The sequence below is a fragment of the Micromonospora sp. NPDC000207 genome (assembly GCF_040300925.1).
Classification (GTDB): Bacteria; Actinomycetota; Actinomycetes; order Mycobacteriales; family Micromonosporaceae; genus Micromonospora.
Map to the genome: position 1 here is coordinate 1 of NZ_JBEPEQ010000013.1, position 16933 is coordinate 16933.

Below are 16933 nucleotides of genomic sequence, written 5' to 3' on the forward strand. Positions count from 1 at the left end.
GCCGGCTCCGTCGCCCTGTCGGCACCGGCTGCGGTCAGGGTGAGCACGGGGGCGGGATCCTGCGGCTCCTCCCCACCGGCCACCGGCGGCTCGATCCAGCGCTGGACGTTGCCGTCGGAGTAGGTCTGCAACGCCCGGAACACCATCGTGTCGACCTCCGGCAGCGGACCCATCGAGACCGGGAACTCCTGGAACTCGCCCGGCTTGACCCCACTGCCCTCGGCCGCCGTCCAGGTCAGCTTGGACACCGCCTCGGTGAGTTCGGCACCGTGCACCTCGATCGGCGGGCTGACCGGTCGCCGCTCCACCGTCACCGTCCACCCCGGGACCGGCAACGTCGACACCGACCCGACCGGCGCGTCCTCCGGCAGGGTCACCTCCAGCTTCACCGTGGAGGCGGTGTCGCTCTCGTTCGGCACCCGGAACGCCACCCGGCTGTAGGCGCCCTGCTCGGCCTCGCCCGGACTGACCGTGACGTGCGCGGCGGCGGGTGCCCCGACGCCCAGGACGAGGGCGGCGGCGGCACCGAGCGTGAGCGCGACGGAGGTGGCGGTACGCCGGGGACGGATCATCGGTGGAACCTTCCTTCGGGACGGGCCTGTGGCCCTATCTGATCGGCACGGTGGCGGTCACCGTGGCCTGGTCGATGTCGGAGACGCGGACTGTGAACCGGAACTCCCAGTCTCCGGCGGCGGGGAGGTTGACCTCGCTGGTCGCGTGGTTGTCGGTCAACGGGAGCAGCGGGAACTCGATCGGCTCGATCCCGGCCGACGGCAGCGCCGCCGTCACCCGCCACTGCTCGACCGGCTGCGGCCGGTTGTCCGGGGTGTACGCGTACAGGTGCAGGGTGTTGTTGCCCCGCTGGACCGGGGAGAGTTCGACCTGCAACGAGTAGATCGGGCTGGTCAACGTGGTGTTGAAGAAGTTCTGGGTGCCTCCGGCACCACCCACCCCCTCGACCACCGCGCTGCGGGCCGGCGGGGTCTGCACCAGGGTGGCCGAGACGCCGAGGACCACCACGGTGACCGCCAACTCGGCGATGACAAGTCGGCGTACCCGGGTCGGACGCTGCGCCGCCGTCCGCTGGCGTACGAGGTGACGGGAGACCGCCGCCACCCCGATCACCAGGGCGAACAGGGCGATCTTGGCGAGCACCAGCTGCCCGTACGTGGTGTTCAGCAGCCCGTCGAGGGTGGCCACCTCGACCAGGGCCTGCACCGTACCGGCGAGCAGCAGGGCCGCCACCGACAGCGCCGCCCACCGCGACCAGATGGGCAGGATCGCGTCCAGTTCCCGCTCCTGTGCCCGGGGCAGCAGGAACGCGGCGAGCATCACCAGTCCGCCCAGCCAGATCGCCATGCTGCCCAGGTGCACAGCGTCGACGAGGACCGAGACGGCCGGGGCGGGCGAGGCCACCGCGTGTCCGGCGAGCGGCCAGGTGAACAGCGCCGCGCCGCCGAGAACGGTCAGGATGATCAGGTCGGTTCGGCCGACCACACCGGCGAGGACCGGGCGGAGCAGGAACGCGGCGGCGGCGAGCAGACCCAGCCGGACCAGGTGGGCGGTGCCGAAGCCGCTGCCCACCACGCTGCCCAGCCCCTCACCCGTCACCTCGAACAACCCACCCCCGGCGGTGTACGGCACCTGGAGCCAGATCGCTGCCACGGTGGCGAAGGCCACCAGGCCCATCCCGGTCCAGGCCAGCCGGATCGGCCCCCGCCGGTCCAGCCGGGTCGGCCAGAGCGCGGCGAGCACCAGCACCGCCCCGACCACCAGCAGCAGACCGACGTAGCCGACGAACTTGGCCACCTTGACAGCGACCTCGACGGTCGGGTCGGCCCGACTGTCCGACCCGCTGTCGGTGGGCGGGGTCGACGGGGCGCCGACCGAGTAGGTGAACGCACCGGAGATCGGGTGGCTGTCGGCGGAGATCACCCGGTAGCTCACCAGGTAGGTGCCCTGTCCGGCGTCCCCGGCCACCTCGATGGTGACCACACCGCCGTCGAAGCGGGGCTCGCCCCGGTCGGCTCGGGAGCCGTCGGGGGCGATCACCCGGATCCGGTCGGTGATCTTGCGTACCGGTTCGCTGAAGGTGAGCACCACCTCGGCCGGTGCGTTCGGGACCACTGCCGAGGCGGCGGGGCTGGTGCTCTGTAGCACCGCGTGGGCGCTGGCGGGGGTGGCCGGCGTGATCAGCAGCGCGAGGACGGCGACCAGCAGGCCGGTGGCGGCGGCCCAACGGACGATCCGTCGACGGGGCGCGCTGACCGGGGGGCGGCGGCGGGGGACGGCAGTCATGTCGGCAATGCTCGCCGACGAGACCGGGTGCTGGCGAGTCCCAGCCTCCCGCGAATCGCCGCCACCTGCTCGGGCGCACCCGTCTGACGTCTCACGGAGGGGTGGTCGGCCCGTGTGGCGGAAAAGTTCCCGACGTGGCCCAGGTTATGTGAGGACGAACGTCCCTGTTCCCGCCGTCTCGGACGCGTACGCTGGTCAGTCGTGATCCCCGTACCGCGCGAACCCGCTGACACCGGTGCCGCCCGCCCCGCCGTCTGGCCCGCCGGAGCCGTGGCCGACACCGACCGGGAGGCGGCCACCCGGTGGGCGCTGGCCGCCCGCGACGGCGACCCGGCAGCGGTGTCCGCCTTCGTCCGCGCCACCCAGGCCGAGGTCTGGCGGTTCACCGCCGCCCTGGTCGACCCGGACAGCGCCGACGACCTCACCCAGGAGACCTACCTGCGGGTGTTGCGGGCGCTGCCCGACTTCCAGGGCCGGTCCAGCGCGCGGACCTGGCTGCTCGGGATCGCCCGGCGGACCTGCGCGGACCATTTGCGGACCGTGGTCCGGCGGCGGCGGCTCGACGACAGGCTCGCCGCCCACGCCCACACCGACGAGCTGCACCCCGACCCCGCCGGCCAGTTCGGTGCCGCCGACCTGGTCGGGCGGCTGGCGGCGGACCGCCGCAGCGCGTTCGTCCTGACCCAGTTGCTCGGCCTCTCCTACGCGGAGGCGGCGGTGGTGGAGGGGGTGCCGGTGGGCACCATCCGGTCCCGGGTGGCGCGGGCCCGCAGTGAGCTGGTCGAAGCGGTCGGCGACGCTCTCGCCGGTTGAGGCACCGGAACTTCCCGCAGGGACAGGACGACCTATGACCATGACCGCAGCGGTGACGCGGACCGGACGGTGGACCGTCCTACGCCCCTGGCTCGGCCTCGCCGCCCGGCTGGGACTGGCGGCGGTCTGGCTGGTCGCCGGGGCCACCAAGGTCGGCGACCTGGCCGCCTCCGGGCGGGCCGTGAACGCCTACCAGATCCTGCCGTACGACCTGGCGGTGGTGGTCGGTGCGGCGCTGCCCTTCGTCGAGCTGGCCCTGGGCGTCCTGTTGCTGGTCGGGCTGGCCACCCGGTTGAGCGCCGGGGTCTCCGTGGCGTTGTTGCTGGTCTTCGTCGCCGGGATCGCCTCGGCGTGGAGCCGGGGGCTGGCGATCGACTGCGGTTGTTTCGGCACCGGCGGGGAACTGGCCGCCGGGCAGTCCCCCAGCTACCTCCCGGAGATCCTCCGGGACCTGGGGTTCCTGGCGCTGGCCGGGTTCCTGCTTCGTTGGCCGGTCACCCCAGTCTCGGTCGACGGGGCGCTGGCCGGTGATCCCACAGTGGAGGACGACGATGAGTAGTCGTAAGGGCCGCCGGGACGCGGCACGGGTGGTCCGGGAGCAGATGGCCCGGGAGCGGCGACGCAAGCGGGCCCTCTGGACCTCGGTGGCCGCCGTCGCCTTCCTGGTCGTCGCCGGGCTGATCGGGTGGAGCGTCTGGTCCGGCCAGCGCGCCGGGGACGTCACGGTGCCGACCGGGGCCAACGAGGCGGGCACCGGGATCGTCGCCGGGTCCGGCCCGGTCACAGTTGACGTCTACGAGGACTTCCTCTGCCCGGCGTGCAAGCAGTTCGAGGAGGTCACCGGCCCGACCCTCGACCAGCTGATCACCGAGGGCACGGTCCGGGTGGTCTACCACCCGGTGGCGTACCTCAACCGCTACTCCACCACCCAGTACTCCACCCGGTCGTCGGCCGCCGCCGGGTGCGCGGCGGAGAACGGCCGTTACCGGCAGTACGCGAAGAAGCTCTTCGAGGCGCAGCCCGCCGAGGGGGGTGCCGGACTCAGCGACGACCAGCTCACCGACCTCGCCGTCGAGGCGGGGCTGGACCGGGACGGCTTCGCCGCCTGTCAACGGGACGAGGCCTTCAAGCCGTGGACCGAGCGGCTGACCGACGAGGCCAGCCGGAGCGGGATCACCGGCACCCCGACCGTCCTTGTCGACGGCGAGGAACTCGCCGACCGCAGCCCCGACGGGTTGCGCGCCGCCGTCGAGGCAGCCGGCCGATGAGGCGTTCCGGCAGGCTGGTGCTGGTCCTGGCCGGGGTGCTCGCCACGCTGGTGGGGACCGCCGTCCCGGCTGCCGCACACGGGGCGGACGCCCCCGCCGGGACCGACTACCGGACCGAGGTCACCGGGGTCTTCCCCGACCTGCCGGGGGTGCACGTCCGGCCCATCGAGGCGGGGGCCCGACTGGAGTTGACGAACCTCGGCGACCGGGACGTCGAGGTGATCGGCTACTCCGGGGAGCCGTACCTGCGGGTGGGTCCGGAGGGTGCCTTCGAGAACGTCCGCTCCCCGGCGACGTACCTGAACCGGACCATCGCCGGGGGAACCCTGCTGCCGGCCGAGGCCGACCCGGCCGCCGCCCCCACCTGGCGCAGGATCGACGCCTCTCCCACTGTCCAGTGGCACGACCGGCGGGCGCTGTGGCGGGAGGAGGGGCCGCCCGCCCAGGTTCGGGCCGCACCGGACCGGGAGCACCGGGTACGGGACTGGGCGGTCCCGATCCGCCACGACGACGGCACCGGTGGGTCCGAGGAGGGTGAGATCCGGGGCACCCTGGACTGGGTGCCCCCACCGGACCCGTACCCGTGGTGGGTGGGAGCCACGCTCGGCCTGCTCGCCGTGGGGGCGCTGGGCCTGGTCCCGGCCGGTACCCGCAACGGGGCGCGAGCCCTGGCGGGGATCGGCGGGCTGCTGGCCCTCGGTGGCCTCGCCGCCGGGGTGACGATAGTCGGCCGGGAGGTCGACGCCGGGGCGACCGGCCCGACCGGGGTCCTCGTCGGGCTGCTCAGCGGGCAGATCTGGGCGCTGCTGACCGGGCTCGGAGCGCTGGTCGCCGGTTGGTACGCCGTCCGTCGCCGACCGGGGGCGGACTTCGTGCTGGCGCTGGCCGGGACCTGCCTGGCCCTGTTCGCCGGGATCGGCGGCGCTGCTGTCCTCACCCGTTCGATAGTGCCGTCGCCGTGGCCGGGGGAGGTCGTCCGGGCGATGACGGTGCTGGTCCTGGTCGCCGGGGCGGGTGCCGCCGCCGCCGGAATCCTGCGGCTGCGAGCCGCCGCCGCCCTGGCCCCGTCCAACCGACCGGCCGACGGCCCGCCGGACGATCCGGCATCGGAGGGCTCGACGCCGGAGCCCGACGACGACGGGACGAACGGGTCGTCGCCGGGAAGCTCGACGCCGGAGCCCGACGGCGGCGGGACGGGCCGGGGTTCCGGAGGGCGTCCGGTGGTCAGGGCCGGGGGCTGAAGCCGTACGGCAGCTCCAGGCGGTGCCGGGCCAGCAGCTCCCCGTCGGCGAGCAACCGGGGGGTGGGTCCGTCGGCCACGATCCGGCCCTCGTCCAGGATCACCGACCGCTCGCACAGCTCCAGCGCGTACGGCAGGTCGTGGGTGACCATCAGGACTGTCACCGGCAGGCCGCGCAGGATCTCCGCCAGCTCCCGCCGGGACGCCGGGTCGAGGTTCGACGAGGGCTCGTCGAGGACCAGGAGCTGCGGGTGCATGGCCAACACGGTGGCCACCGCGACCCGGCGACGCTGCCCGAACGACAGGTGGTGGGGGGCGCGGTCGCGGTGCCCGGCCATGCCGACGGCGGCCAACGCCTCGTCCACCCGGGCCGCCAGCGCCGCACCCCGCAGCCCGAGGTTGGCCGGGCCGAACGCCACGTCCTCGGCGACTGTCGACAGGAAGAGCTGGTCGTCGGGGTCCTGGAAGACGATGCCGACCCGGCGGCGGACCTCGGCGAGCACGGCCCGGTCCGACCCCACCGTCATCCCACCGACCCGCACCGTCCCTTCCACGCCGGTGAGGATGCCGTTGAGGTGCAGCACCAGCGTGGTCTTTCCCGCGCCGTTGGGGCCGAGCAGCGCCACCCGCGCACCGTGCGCCACCGTCAGGTCCACCCCGCGCAGGGCCACGTGCCCGTCCGGGTACGCGAACCGGAGCCCCCTGACGTCCAGGGCGGGTGCGGTGGTGCTCACGTCAGGGCGACGGCGACGGCGGCGACGGTGAGCGCCGCCGCCGGTACCGCCGCCCCGGCCAGCCACTGTGCGGTGGTGGCCGCCGCCGAGTCCGTCCGGCTCGGGGGCATCCGCCCGGTGTAGCCGCGCGAACGCATTGCCAGGTACACCCGTTCACCCCGCTCGAAGGCGCGCAGGAACAGCGTGCCGACCCCGGCGGCGAGCCCCCGCACCTGCCACAGGAAGCGGGGGTCGTCGCCCCGGGAGATCCGCGCCACCCGCATCCGCTGCGCCTCCCCGACCAGCACCGGCAGGTAACGCAGCATGAAGGTGGCGATCTGGGTGACCACCTGCGGGCAGCGCAGCCGGTCCAGACCGAGGATCAGGTCCCGGGTGGTGGTGGTAGCGGCCAACAGCAGCGAGGCGAGCACCCCCAGGGTCGCCTTGGCCAGGACGTTCCACGCCCCGTACAGCCCCTCCTCGGACAGCCGCAGACCGAACAGGTCCACCCGGTCGCCGGTGCCGAGGAACGGCAACGTGAAGGCGAACAGGACGAACGGCACCTCGATCGACGTCCGGCCGAGCAGCCACCCCGGTGGCACCCGGGAGAGGACGGCGACCACCGCCACCAGCAGGGCGTACCCGCCGAAGGCCCAGAACCGGGCGCGGGGGGTGGCGACCACGACGAGGGTGAAGGCGACCATAGCGGTGATCTTGACTTCGGGTGGGAGCCGGTGCACAGGTGAGGTGCCGTCCCGGTACAGCAGGTGCGTGGACCCGGCCCCCACCGGTCAGTCCTCGACCGCGGTGTCCGGCGACCCCGCCGGTTGACGGCGGCGCAGCAGCCAGAACCCGCCACCGCCGACGGCGAAGGTGAGGACCACCCCGAGGATCCCGGACAGGCCGGTGGAGAGCAGACCGTCGCCCAGCCCGGCGATGCCGTAGTCGGCAAGCGGGCCGCCGATCTCGTGGTCCCGTTCCTGCTGTGCGGGGCAACTGCCGCCCACGAGGGTGTCGTCGGCGTCGAAGGTGCAGCCCTCGCGCAACGACGAGTCCAGACCGTCGGGGTGCGACGACGCGAAGCTGCTCACCACACCGGCCAGCAGGAACGCCACCAGGAGACCGGCACCGAGGAACCCCCACAGCCGCCGGTTCACCGGGCACCTCCGGTCACCGGGGCGGCCGAGGAGGGTCGGCGGGTCGGCGGTAGTCGGCGCAGCGCGTACACCAGATCGGGTCTGACCTTGGCGACGGTGACGACAGTGGTCGCGGTGATCAGTCCCTCGCCGACGCCGATCAGCAGGTGCACCCCGGTCATCGTGGCGGCCAGGCCGGCGAGGTTCCCGCCCAGGTCGGTGGTGCCGCCCAGCCAGTACTGGACGACGAAGCCGAGCGCCGCCACGACCACGCTGAGCAGCCCGGCGACGAAGCCGGTCACCGCCAACCCGGCGGGGGTACGCGGGAGCACCCGCAGCAGGAGCGCGATCAGCAGGTACGCAGCGGCGGTGCCGATCAGGGCGATGTTCGTGACGTTGAGCCCCAGCATGGCCACCCCGCCGTCGCCGAAGACGAGCGCCTGCACGACGAGCACCACGGTGACGCAGAGCGCCCCCACCCAGGGGCCGACGAGGAGGGCGGCGAGCGCCCCACCCATCAGGTGCCCGCTGACCCCGGCGGTGAGGATCGGGAAGTTGAGCATCTGGACGGCGAAGATGAACGCGGCCACCAGACCGGCCATCGGGGCCAGCCGGTCGTCCAGGTCACGTCGCCCGCGCAGGACGCAGAACACCAGGACGACCAGGGCGAACGCGGCGAACGCGGCGGCCACCGGGCCGTCGATGATCCCGTTGGAGATGTGCATCGCGAGGGTGTCCACCCGGGCCTCCGAGGGGCGACAACTGATCGATGAACGCAACTGTCGGGCAGAGTATTCACCACCTGACCCACTGTTGCCAATACCTGGCAACAACGGCGGCGCGTCGCCGCAGGCGGCACCGGCCGGGGCGGCGGTAGGGTCGGGCCATGACCGACCGCCTCTCCCCCGGTGACCCCGCGCCCGAGTTCAGCCTCCCCACCGACACCGGGGAGACCCTCGCCCTGGCCGACCTGCGGGGCCGCCGGGTCATCCTGTACGCCTACCCGGCCGCCATGACCCCCGGCTGCACCAAGCAGGCCTGCGACTTCCGCGACACCCTCGACTCCCTGCGGTCCGCCGGGTACGAGGTGGTGGGCATCTCCCCCGACAGGCCGGCCAAGCTGGCCAAGTTCCGGGAGCACGACGCGATCACCTTCCCCCTCGTCTCCGACCAGGACAAGCAGGTGCTCAGCGCGTACGGGGCGTACGGCGAGAAGCAGATGTACGGCCGTACCGTGACGGGTGTGATCCGTTCCACCTTCGTCATCGACCCGGACGGAAAGATCGAGCGGGCCCTCTACAACGTGAAGGCCACCGGCCACGTCGCCAAGCTCCGCCGCGACCTCGGACTCGACTGACGTCCCCCACACCGGTGCCCGGCGGACGGTGGCCGCCTCGGCAGTGGTCTACGATTCGACAGCGGTGGTGACGGGGCCGTAGCCCAATTGGCAGGAGGCATACGGTTTAGGTCCGTACCAGTGCGGGTTCGAGTCCCGCCGGCCCTACCACGGCGGTCTCCGCCGACTCGACGGTGTCGATGTCGGGCGCGTCACGATCACGGGCGGGGGCGTCCCGCCACCGGCCAGGATGTCCGCGTGACACTGCACTTCGTCCTGGACCCGGACCTCACCCCCGACCTGCGCGACCAGCTCGTGGCGCTCTGGTTGGAGGTGACGAACGCCGGTGGCGCTGTCGGGTTCGTCCCCCCGGTCACCGAGGCCGAGGTGCGGTCCATGGCCGACCCGACGTTCGACGGGATCACCGAGGGTCCCGACCGGCTCCTGGTCGGGTACGCCGACCGCCGACCGGTCGCCGCCCTGGTCTTCGCGGACAACCGGTTCCACCTCAAGCCGCACTGGTGCACCCTGAAGCGGGTGATGGTCCACCCGGACGCCCAGGGCAACGGGTACGGGGCCGCCCTGATGCGGGAGGCCGAACGGCTCGGCCGGGAGCTGGGGTGGGAGGCGCTGCACCTGACCGTCCGCGACGGGGGCGGGCTGGACGCCTTCTACCGGCGACTCGGCTACCGGGAGGTGGGCAGGCTGCCCGGCGCGCTGCGGGTCGGCCCCGGCGACGACCGCGACGAACTCCACATGTGGCTCGCCCTGCCCCGGTGACCGAGGTCAGCAAGCCGGTGTGAGGGGCGAACCCCCTCGCTCCCCTTCCACCAGTCGGGTCAGCGGGTGCAGGCGACGGGGTGGGGCTGGCCGCCGCCGCCCGCCGCCCCGTCCGCCGGTGGGTCGGCCGGGGGTGCGGTGGGCATGTCGGTCGGCGAGGTCGACGGGGAGGCCGAGGGGCTGGGCGACGGGGAGGCCGAGGGGCTGACGCTCGGGCTGGGCGAGGCGGAGCGGGACGGGGTCGCCGACGGTGACGCCGAACTGGCCGCCCGGGGGGCGGTGGTGGCCGACCCCCCGCCGTACATCCGGACGTCTGTGGCCTGGACCTGGCCGGGGGCCATCCGGATGCCGGTGGCGACCGCCCGGTTGCCGTTGGTGTCGGTCACCCGGATCGAGTACGGCCCCGGTCCAGCCCCGGACCCGATCTCCCAGTAGTTGTAGCTCTGCCGGGTGGCGGTACGCCACGCACCCGAGGTGCCCGGCCGGACCTCCACCGACCGGAGCGGGTTGCCGTGCGACCCGACGAGCACCGAGAACCAGTACTGCGAGGCACCCTCCTTGATCCGGAAGGTCAGGGGGCCGGGGAGCGCCGGGTCGACCAGCGCCCGGTAGCTGACCGGGACGATCCCCTGGACCGGGTCGGCGATCTCCCGGAACGCCTCGGCGGAGAGGTCGATGTGCCCGGGGGCGCACTCCGGGCACTGGTCCACCACCAGCACCCGGACCGAACCCTTGGGGCCGGTCACGTCGAGGTATCCCCCGCAGGCGGCGGCCGAGGCGTACTCGGAGGGGCCGAGGGCGACGTACCGCTTGTTCGACGGTGGGGTCGGGTACGAGCAGTTGCCGATGCCCCCGGCGAGGTCGTAGAAGGTCGCCTTGCCCTGGTTGAGCCGACCGGCCACCGGAGGGGCCGCCAGTGCCGCCGGGCCGGCGGCGAGCACCGGGGCCGCGACCGGGGGTGGGGCGGCGCAGACCGGCGCGGCGTCACGCAGCACGAGGGTCAGCCCCAGCACGGAGGCGACCCCGGCCACGCCGACCGCCAGCAGCCACCGGGGCGGTATCGCCGAGGGGGCTCTGCGCCGACCGGGGCCGGGCGGGCGGTCGAGGTCCTTGGGCAGGTCAGGGTCGGTCACGGAACCCGATGCTGCCCGACCCGACACCATCGGGACAAGCCGGCTAAGCGAAAACTAAGACGGACGGCCCCTGTGGCCTCCACCTGCGGGCCGAGGGAGTCACCAGGCGACGCCGATGCCGTCGCCCGGATACCAGTGCCGGGCCGGGGTCTCCCGGTAGGCGAGGAACCGGCGGCCGGTCCGCTCGGCGTGCTCGGCAAGGACGTTCGTCGCTGTGACGTTGTCGGTCAGCAGGATCGCCCCGGGGGCGAGCTTCGCCTCGACCGCGTCGAACTCGCGCTTCTCGTGGGCTCGACTGTGGTCGCTGTCGTGCAGGAAGAGGTCGACCGGGCGGTCCAGGGCGTCGAGCGAGGCGATCGAGTCGCCGATCACCAGGTCGACCACCTCGGACCAGGGCTCGGTGCGGGCCAGGTAGCCGGCCTCCGGGTTGATGTCCAGGCTGGTGACCCGACCGGGTCGCCCGTCGGCCGCGTTGCGCAGCAGGGCGGCGGCCAGGACACAGCTGCCCAGCCCCTTGTCGACGCCGGTCTCCACCACGTGTGCCGGGCCGGTGGCGCGGACCATCGCGTACCACCCGATGCGGCGGGCGTAGCGGACCTGCCGGTCGGCCAGGCCCCGGCGGGCCGCCCCGGCGGTCGCCTGCTCGATGTGGGTACGCAGCCGGTCGTCGGCCTCGATCTCGTGGAAGTACGCCCGGACCTGCTTGACCGGTACGTCGCAGACCACGCTGACGAACCAGGCCAGGTGGTGCCGACTCAGCTTGGTCAACTCGTACGTGTAGTTGTGATGCTCCCGGGAGGTCACCAGCCAACGGGCCGAGGTCTTGAGCACCTTGGCGTCGTGCCGGGCCACCCGGACCAGCCGCTTGGGGAAGGCCGCGATCGGCGCGAGCCGGGTGCGGGCGATGTTCCGCCGGAGCTTCTCTGCGTCCACAGGAGCGTTCTACCATCCCTCGGGAAACAACAGGTGCGCTCTTGACCGGATCGACGGGTGCGTGGTCGACGACCGGGGGACACCCTGGACGGTCGACGGTCAGTAGCATGCCGACATGTCCATGGGTCGACAGGTTCCGGAGTCCGAGCCGAGCACACCGGTCGGGGCGGGCCCGGGCGGTGCCGCCCGACCTCGCCGCAGGCGTCGTCTCCTGCTGACCGGCCTGCTGGTCCTGGCGCTGGTCGGCGGCGGTGGTGTCCTGGCCGCCGCGCTCTACGTCAGGTCGGTCGACTCGGCGATCGACAGGGTGGACGCCTTCGACGAGGTCCCGGCGGAGTCTCGACCGCAGGTCGTGGCGACCGACGCGTTGAACGTCATGATCCTCGGCAGCGACTCCCGTGACCCGGAGGACAGCTCCGGGTCACGGACCGACACGATCATCCTCGCCCACCTGCCCCGGGACCGGTCGAGCGCACAGCTGATCTCGATCCCCCGCGACACCTGGACCGCGGTCCCCCGGTCGAAGCAGGGGCGCGGCGGCCGGGACGCCAAGATCAACGCAGCGTACGCGTGGGGTGGTGTCCCGCTGATGGTGCAGACGGTGGAGAGGTTCACCGGTGTCCGCATCGACCACGTGACGATGGTGGACTTCGCCGGGTTCAAGGACATCGTCGACGCGCTCGGCGGCATCGAGATCGACGTGGAGAAGGGGTTCACCTCCACCCACTCGCTCAACGCCGACGGTCGACGGGAGTTCGTGGCGGGCCGACAGACGATGGACGGTTCCGCAGCCCTCGACTACGCCCGCGAGCGGTACGCCTTCCCCGACGGCGACTTCGCCCGCATCCGGCACCAGCAGCAGGTGATCAAGGCGATCCTGGACAAGGCCGCCTCCGGCGGCACGCTGAGCAGCCCCACCCGGTTGAACGCGTTCGTCCGGGCCACCGCCGAGGCGGCAGCTGTCGACAGATCGATGTCCCTGCTCGACTTCGCGATGGAGCTGCGGCACCTGCGCAGCGGCAACCTGGAGTTCTTCACCTGCCCGGTGACGGGCACCGGCAGGGTGGGCAGCGAGAGCGTGGTCTTCGCCGACGAGGAGAAGGCCGCCCGCCTCTTCGACGCGGTCCGACGCGACGACGTACCCGAGATCCTCGCCGCCGGTAGGTAGTCCGCCTCCACCGAGTAGGGATGACCATGTCGCGCCGGACCGAACCGAGCATCCCCGGTCCGCCGAGGCCGGTCGAGGGGTCTGCGGTGTCCGGCGTGCCGGACCCCGACCCCACCGACCGGCCGGGCCTGGAGACCACAGCAGTCCTGCCGTACGCCGGTTCCCGGGCCTCGACGAGGACCCGGGCGCTGCGCGCCTGGATGCTGACCCTCCCGGTCGACGTCGTCGCCCTGCTCATCCCCCTGTTGGTCAGCCAGACGTACTGGCGGGGGACACTCGCCTACGCCGCCCTCGTGGTGACGGTCTTCGCCACCGGCGGGCTGTACCGCGCCCGCCGCCACCTCGGCATCCTGGACGAGCTGCCGACCCTCTGCGGACGGCTGCTCTCCTGCGGGGCGGCGGTGGCCATCATCGCGGCCGTACGCCACGAGTCCGTCCCGTACGTCAGCGGGTTCATGCGCGACGTGGCGCTCTGCGGGGTGCTGGTGGTCGTCGGCCGGGCCGGGACCCGCAAACTGATCCTCGTCGCCCGACGGCGACGCTGGATGGAGCACAACGCCATCGTCGTCGGTGCCGGCCCGGTCGGCCAGGAACTCGCCCGGCTGCTGCGCCGACACCCCCGCTACGGGCTGCGATTCGTCGGATTCGTCGACGCCGCGCCGCAGCGCCCGGGGCCGGTCCCCCTCATCGGCACCCTCGACGACCTCGAACGGCTCATCCCGGCGCTCGACTGCGACGTCATGGTCATCGCCGATCCGGACTGTTCGGAGGCGGCCCTGATGGAGGTCCTGCTCCGGCCGGTCAGCGCGGGGTGCAACCTCTGGGCGGTGCCTCGCCTGTGGGGTTCACGGTCCCAGGCCGGATACCCCGACCACGTCGGGGCCATTCCGATCACGGAGATCGGGGACACCACCTTCACCGGCCCCCGGTGGGCCATCAAACGCGCCTCCGACCTGGTCCTCGCCACTGTCGCGGCGGCCCTGCTGAGCCCGGTGCTCCTGCTCGGCGCGGTGGCGACCTTCCTGGAGGGTGGGCGTGGCGTCTTCTTCCGCCAGGAACGCATCGGCCGGTACGGCCGCCCCTTCCAGGTGGTCAAGTTCCGCACCATGCGGCCGGTGGACGAGTTCGAGTCGCAGACCAACTGGTCGATCGCGCACGACCGCCGGATCGGCCCGGTCGGGCGGTTCATGCGGCGTACGTCCCTTGACGAGTTGCCGCAGCTGTGGAACATCCTGCGCGGGGAGATGAGCGTGGTCGGCCCCCGCCCGGAACGGCCGCACTTCGTGGCCAAGTTCTCCGCCACCTACCCGACGTACGCGATGCGGCACCGGGTCCCCGTCGGGCTGACCGGGCTCGCGCAGGTCAGCGGCTTACGAGGGGACACCCCGATCTCCGACCGGGCCCGGTTCGACAACTACTACATCGAGAACTGGTCCCTCTGGCTGGACGTCAAGGTGCTGCTGCGTACCGTCGCCGAGGTGCTGCGGGCCGGCGGTCGCTGAACGGTCCCCGTCACGTCGAGGCCCACCGGGGCGGCGAGGGACGACGCGGTGGCTGGCGCTCAGGTGGGGCGCAGCAGGGGCAGTGGTCGCGCCCGGTACCCGCCGCCGAGGTGCTGGTCGGGGTCGGCGTCGAGCACCTGCGCCAGCACCGTGCCGAAGACGTCCCGCAAGTCGGTGGTCGCCTTCAGGTCACCGTCGTCGAGGTCGGTCAGGCTCGGCTGCTCGCCGTAGCAGCCGCCCGCCACCTGCGACCCCAGCACCAGGACCGGTCCCGCCGTACCGTGGTCGGTGCCCTGGGAGGCGTTGGCGCGGACCCGCCGACCGAACTCGCTGTAGACCACCACTGTCACCCGACGCCCCGCCTCGGTGCCCGCCATCCGCGCCACGAACGACGACAGTGCCCGGTCGAGCCGGGTCAGCAGCGCCTCGTGCCCGGGCAACGCCATGGCGTGGGTGTCGAAGCCGTCCAGGCTGACCGAGTAGACCCGGGTCGGCACCCGGGCCTCCACACACCTGGCCACCAGCGCCAACTGGTTCTCCAGGACGCTGCGGGTGCCCGGTCCGGTGGTGAGGACCTGCGGCCCGTCGACGCTCGGGACCGGGTCGGGGTGTTCCTCGGCCCCGCGTACCAACCTGTCGACGTCGAGCAGGTCGCGGTAGGCGGCGGCGGCCCGCGCCTGCATCTGCGACTCCCCGGGCTCGATCCGCCCCAGCCCGGCGACAGCCTCCACCGTGAGCCCCGGCGGCAGGTCGAGGCCCCCGACGCCCACGCAGGCCCCGGACCGGGTCGCCCCGGCCAGGACGGGCGGCAACACCGGCTCGAAGCTGACAGCGGCCTCCGGGGCGGCCCTCGTGGTGTCGAGCCACCGGCCCACCCAGCCGGTGGTGACCGGCTCGACCGGTGACGCGGTCTGCCAGATGTCCATCGACGTGAAATGGCTCCGGTCGGGATTCGGGTAGCCGACCCCGAGGACCACGGCGAGTCTGCTGTCGTCCCAGATCCGGCGCAGCCCCCGCAGGACCGGGTTCAACCCCACAGCGTCGTCGAGGTGCAGCACCCGCTCGGGGTCGTAGGCCAGTTCCGGCCGGGCCGCGTGGTAGGCGGGGTCGGCGTACGGGATCACGGTGTTCAGCCCGTCGTTGCCGCCGTAGAGGGTCACCAGCACGAGGGTGTTCGTCGGGGCGGCGTCGGTCGGGACCGTCGCACCGCGCGCCAGCAGGTCGAGCAGTCCCGCTCCGCCGGTTCCGGCGGCGAGGGCGGCACCCCCGGCCACCCCGGAGGCGACCAGGAACCTCCGGCGGGTCAGCGCGTCCATCCTCAGGTCACCAGGTATTCCGGGCTGACCAGCCCCAGGACCATCAACTGCCGACGGTCCCGGCTGCCCTTCAACACCTCGTACGTCCGGTCGGTCCACCCGTCGACGCAGAGCTGGTGCGCCAACCCCTCCGGGTTGAGCCCGTCGGTCTGCGCCCACCCGGCGATCCGCGCTGCCAGCCGCAACCGGACCCGGGCCGCGGCGGACGTCAGCCAGGCCGCCCCGGCGGGCCAGCCGCCCACGTTGGGCGGGGCCAACGGCAGCTGCCCGAGGGCGTCCAGGTCGCTGCGCAGCGCCGCCCGGTCCTGCGGCGACAGGCCCGAGGGCCGCACCCCGACCTGCCGCAGCGCCCCGACACACCACTCGACCGGTGACTTGACCATCGACCCGGCGGTGGCCCGGAACGCCTCGTCGGCGAGGAGCACCCGGAGCATCGCCATCGGCGCGGGGAACGCCTGCGCCATCCGCTCCCGCAACCCCTGTGGGATCGGCTGCTCCGACGAGGCGTACCGGAACCACAGCCGGGACGCCACGAACCGGGGGCAGGCCGGGTGCCCGACCATCACCTCCACCAGGCTCTGCGCGTCGAGGGAGGCGGTGTGACCGAGGACCGTCTTACGGCCCGGGTCGTGGGCCGTCGCGTCGAAGACCGAGGCGCCCCTGGTCAGGCTGAACCGCCAGCCGGTCAGGGCCCGCCCGGCCTCCCTGACGTCACGTTCGGAGTAGTTGCCGTGCCCGAGGACGAACAGTTCGCACAGCTCACGGGCGAGATTCTCGTTCGGGGCCTGCCGGGTGTTGAGGTGACCGTCGAGGTAGTTGTTCAACGCCGGGTCCACCACCATGGCCCGACTCATCGCCACGAAGTCCGGGGCGCTGCGCAGCGTCCGGTGCTGGGCGAGCATCAGCTGCGGGCTGCGGACCTTGCGCACCGAGGTCGCCCAGTGCCCGTGCCAGAAGAAGACCAACTTCTCGACCGCCTGGTGACCGGCGACGGTCATCCGGTCCAACCACCACTCGGTGAGCTGCCCGGTCTGCACCGTCCGCAGGTCCTCCAGCCGGACCTTCTCCTCGAAGGTCGGGTCGCGGCGTCCCGCGTACACGTCAGGGCCGAGGTCCGGGACGGGGGCGGTGTTCGCGCCGAGGTCGGGACCGGGTGGCGCGGTCAACGCCGACAGGGCGGCGTCGGGGCCGCCACGACGGGCGGCGGTCAGCTCGATCGCCGTCGGACCGAACCCCGCCCGCCGCAGCAGCAGGCCGAGGCTGTCGCTCATCCTGACAACATAGACGACCGTCGGTC

The 16933-nt window shown here is 73.0% G+C and carries 18 protein-coding genes and 1 tRNA gene; 9 read left to right on the forward strand and 10 right to left on the reverse strand.

What is annotated here, in order from left to right; all coding sequences use genetic code 11:
• Together ABT336_RS05460 and ABT336_RS05465 are read right to left on the reverse strand one after the other, a co-directional pair.
• Window positions 1–572, reverse strand: a 572-nt coding sequence (locus tag ABT336_RS05460) for a YcnI family copper-binding membrane protein (RefSeq protein WP_350895287.1), incomplete at its 3' end; no start/stop codon positions are given.
• 34 nt (window positions 573–606) lie between these two features.
• Entirely contained in the window at window positions 607–2298 is a 1692-nt protein-coding gene (locus ABT336_RS05465) for a copper resistance CopC/CopD family protein (RefSeq protein WP_350895288.1), read from the reverse strand.
• 201 nt (window positions 2299–2499) lie between these two features.
• On the opposite strand from ABT336_RS05465, the gene ABT336_RS05470 reads away from it, so the two are divergent.
• The 4 genes from ABT336_RS05470 to ABT336_RS05485 are packed head-to-tail and all read left to right on the forward strand — an operon-like array spanning window position 2500 to window position 5620.
• Complete coding sequence (locus ABT336_RS05470) at window positions 2500–3111, forward strand: sigma-70 family RNA polymerase sigma factor (protein ID WP_350895289.1); 612 nt, start codon at window positions 2500–2502, stop codon at window positions 3109–3111.
• A 34-nt stretch (window positions 3112–3145) separates the two neighbouring features.
• Window positions 3146–3670: a MauE/DoxX family redox-associated membrane protein gene (locus ABT336_RS05475; RefSeq protein ID WP_350895290.1), complete on the forward strand. Its 525-nt coding sequence runs from the start codon at window positions 3146–3148 to the stop codon at window positions 3668–3670.
• On the forward strand, window positions 3663–4379 hold the full coding sequence (locus ABT336_RS05480) for a DsbA family protein (protein WP_350895291.1): 717 nt from the start codon (window positions 3663–3665) through the stop codon (window positions 4377–4379). The genes ABT336_RS05475 and ABT336_RS05480 overlap by 8 nt, the downstream gene beginning before the upstream one ends.
• Window positions 4376–5620 carry a hypothetical protein gene (locus tag ABT336_RS05485; RefSeq protein WP_350895292.1) on the forward strand — a complete coding sequence of 415 codons (1245 nt, stop codon included), beginning with the start codon at window positions 4376–4378 and terminating at the stop codon, window positions 5618–5620. The genes ABT336_RS05480 and ABT336_RS05485 overlap by 4 nt, the downstream gene beginning before the upstream one ends.
• On the opposite strand, the gene ABT336_RS05490 is transcribed toward ABT336_RS05485, so the two are convergent.
• From ABT336_RS05490 to ABT336_RS05505, 4 genes are read right to left on the reverse strand one after another with little or no spacing between them, the layout of a single operon-like run.
• Entirely contained in the window at window positions 5604–6353 is a 750-nt protein-coding gene (locus tag ABT336_RS05490; RefSeq protein WP_350895293.1) for an energy-coupling factor ABC transporter ATP-binding protein, read from the reverse strand. The two genes, ABT336_RS05485 and ABT336_RS05490, sit on opposite strands and share 17 nt — an antisense overlap.
• A complete protein-coding gene (gene cbiQ, locus ABT336_RS05495) occupies window positions 6350–7120 on the reverse strand; it encodes a cobalt ECF transporter T component CbiQ (protein WP_350895294.1) in 771 nt (256 codons plus the stop codon). The genes ABT336_RS05490 and cbiQ overlap by 4 nt, the downstream gene beginning before the upstream one ends.
• Before the next feature lie 3 nt (window positions 7121–7123).
• Window positions 7124–7489, reverse strand: a complete 366-nt coding sequence (locus ABT336_RS05500; protein WP_350895295.1) for a PDGLE domain-containing protein — start codon at window positions 7487–7489, stop codon at window positions 7124–7126.
• Window positions 7486–8208: an energy-coupling factor ABC transporter permease gene (locus ABT336_RS05505; protein ID WP_350895296.1), complete on the reverse strand. Its 723-nt coding sequence runs from the start codon at window positions 8206–8208 to the stop codon at window positions 7486–7488. The genes ABT336_RS05500 and ABT336_RS05505 overlap by 4 nt, the downstream gene beginning before the upstream one ends.
• Before the next feature lie 146 nt (window positions 8209–8354).
• Between ABT336_RS05505 and bcp the strand changes: the two genes are divergently transcribed.
• The 3 genes from bcp (at window position 8355) to ABT336_RS05520 (ending at window position 9584) form a co-directional block, all read left to right on the forward strand.
• On the forward strand, window positions 8355–8825 hold the full coding sequence (gene bcp, locus ABT336_RS05510) for a thioredoxin-dependent thiol peroxidase (protein WP_350895297.1): 471 nt from the start codon (window positions 8355–8357) through the stop codon (window positions 8823–8825).
• A 72-nt stretch (window positions 8826–8897) separates the two neighbouring features.
• Window positions 8898–8975 (forward strand) — tRNA-Leu (locus ABT336_RS05515).
• An 87-nt stretch (window positions 8976–9062) separates the two neighbouring features.
• Window positions 9063–9584 (forward strand): GNAT family N-acetyltransferase, encoded by a 522-nt coding sequence (locus ABT336_RS05520; RefSeq protein ID WP_350895298.1) that lies wholly within the window; start codon window positions 9063–9065, stop codon window positions 9582–9584.
• Window positions 9585–9643: 59 nt separating this feature from the next.
• Here the strand turns inward: ABT336_RS05520 and ABT336_RS05525 are convergent, their stop codons facing one another.
• Entirely contained in the window at window positions 9644–10717 is a 1074-nt protein-coding gene (locus tag ABT336_RS05525; RefSeq protein WP_350895299.1) for an expansin EXLX1 family cellulose-binding protein, read from the reverse strand.
• A gap of 99 nt (window positions 10718–10816) precedes the next feature.
• On the reverse strand, window positions 10817–11650 hold the full coding sequence (locus ABT336_RS05530; protein ID WP_350895300.1) for a class I SAM-dependent methyltransferase: 834 nt from the start codon (window positions 11648–11650) through the stop codon (window positions 10817–10819).
• Between the two features lie 115 nt (window positions 11651–11765).
• Here ABT336_RS05530 and ABT336_RS05535 point away from each other — a divergent pair, with 115 nt between their 5' ends.
• On the forward strand, window positions 11766–12818 hold the full coding sequence (locus ABT336_RS05535; RefSeq protein WP_350895301.1) for an LCP family protein: 1053 nt from the start codon (window positions 11766–11768) through the stop codon (window positions 12816–12818).
• Between the two features lie 200 nt (window positions 12819–13018).
• The gene (locus ABT336_RS05540; RefSeq protein ID WP_502891112.1) at window positions 13019–14320 is read left to right on the forward strand and encodes a sugar transferase; all 1302 of its coding nucleotides are present in this window, start codon (window positions 13019–13021) and stop codon (window positions 14318–14320) included.
• Window positions 14321–14379: 59 nt separating this feature from the next.
• On the opposite strand, the gene ABT336_RS05545 is transcribed toward ABT336_RS05540, so the two are convergent.
• Window positions 14380–15636: a DUF1501 domain-containing protein gene (locus ABT336_RS05545; protein ID WP_350895303.1), complete on the reverse strand. Its 1257-nt coding sequence runs from the start codon at window positions 15634–15636 to the stop codon at window positions 14380–14382.
• A gap of 2 nt (window positions 15637–15638) precedes the next feature.
• Window positions 15639–16907, reverse strand: a complete 1269-nt coding sequence (locus ABT336_RS05550) for a DUF1800 domain-containing protein (RefSeq protein WP_350895304.1) — start codon at window positions 16905–16907, stop codon at window positions 15639–15641.
• Window positions 16908–16933 lie beyond the last annotated feature (26 nt).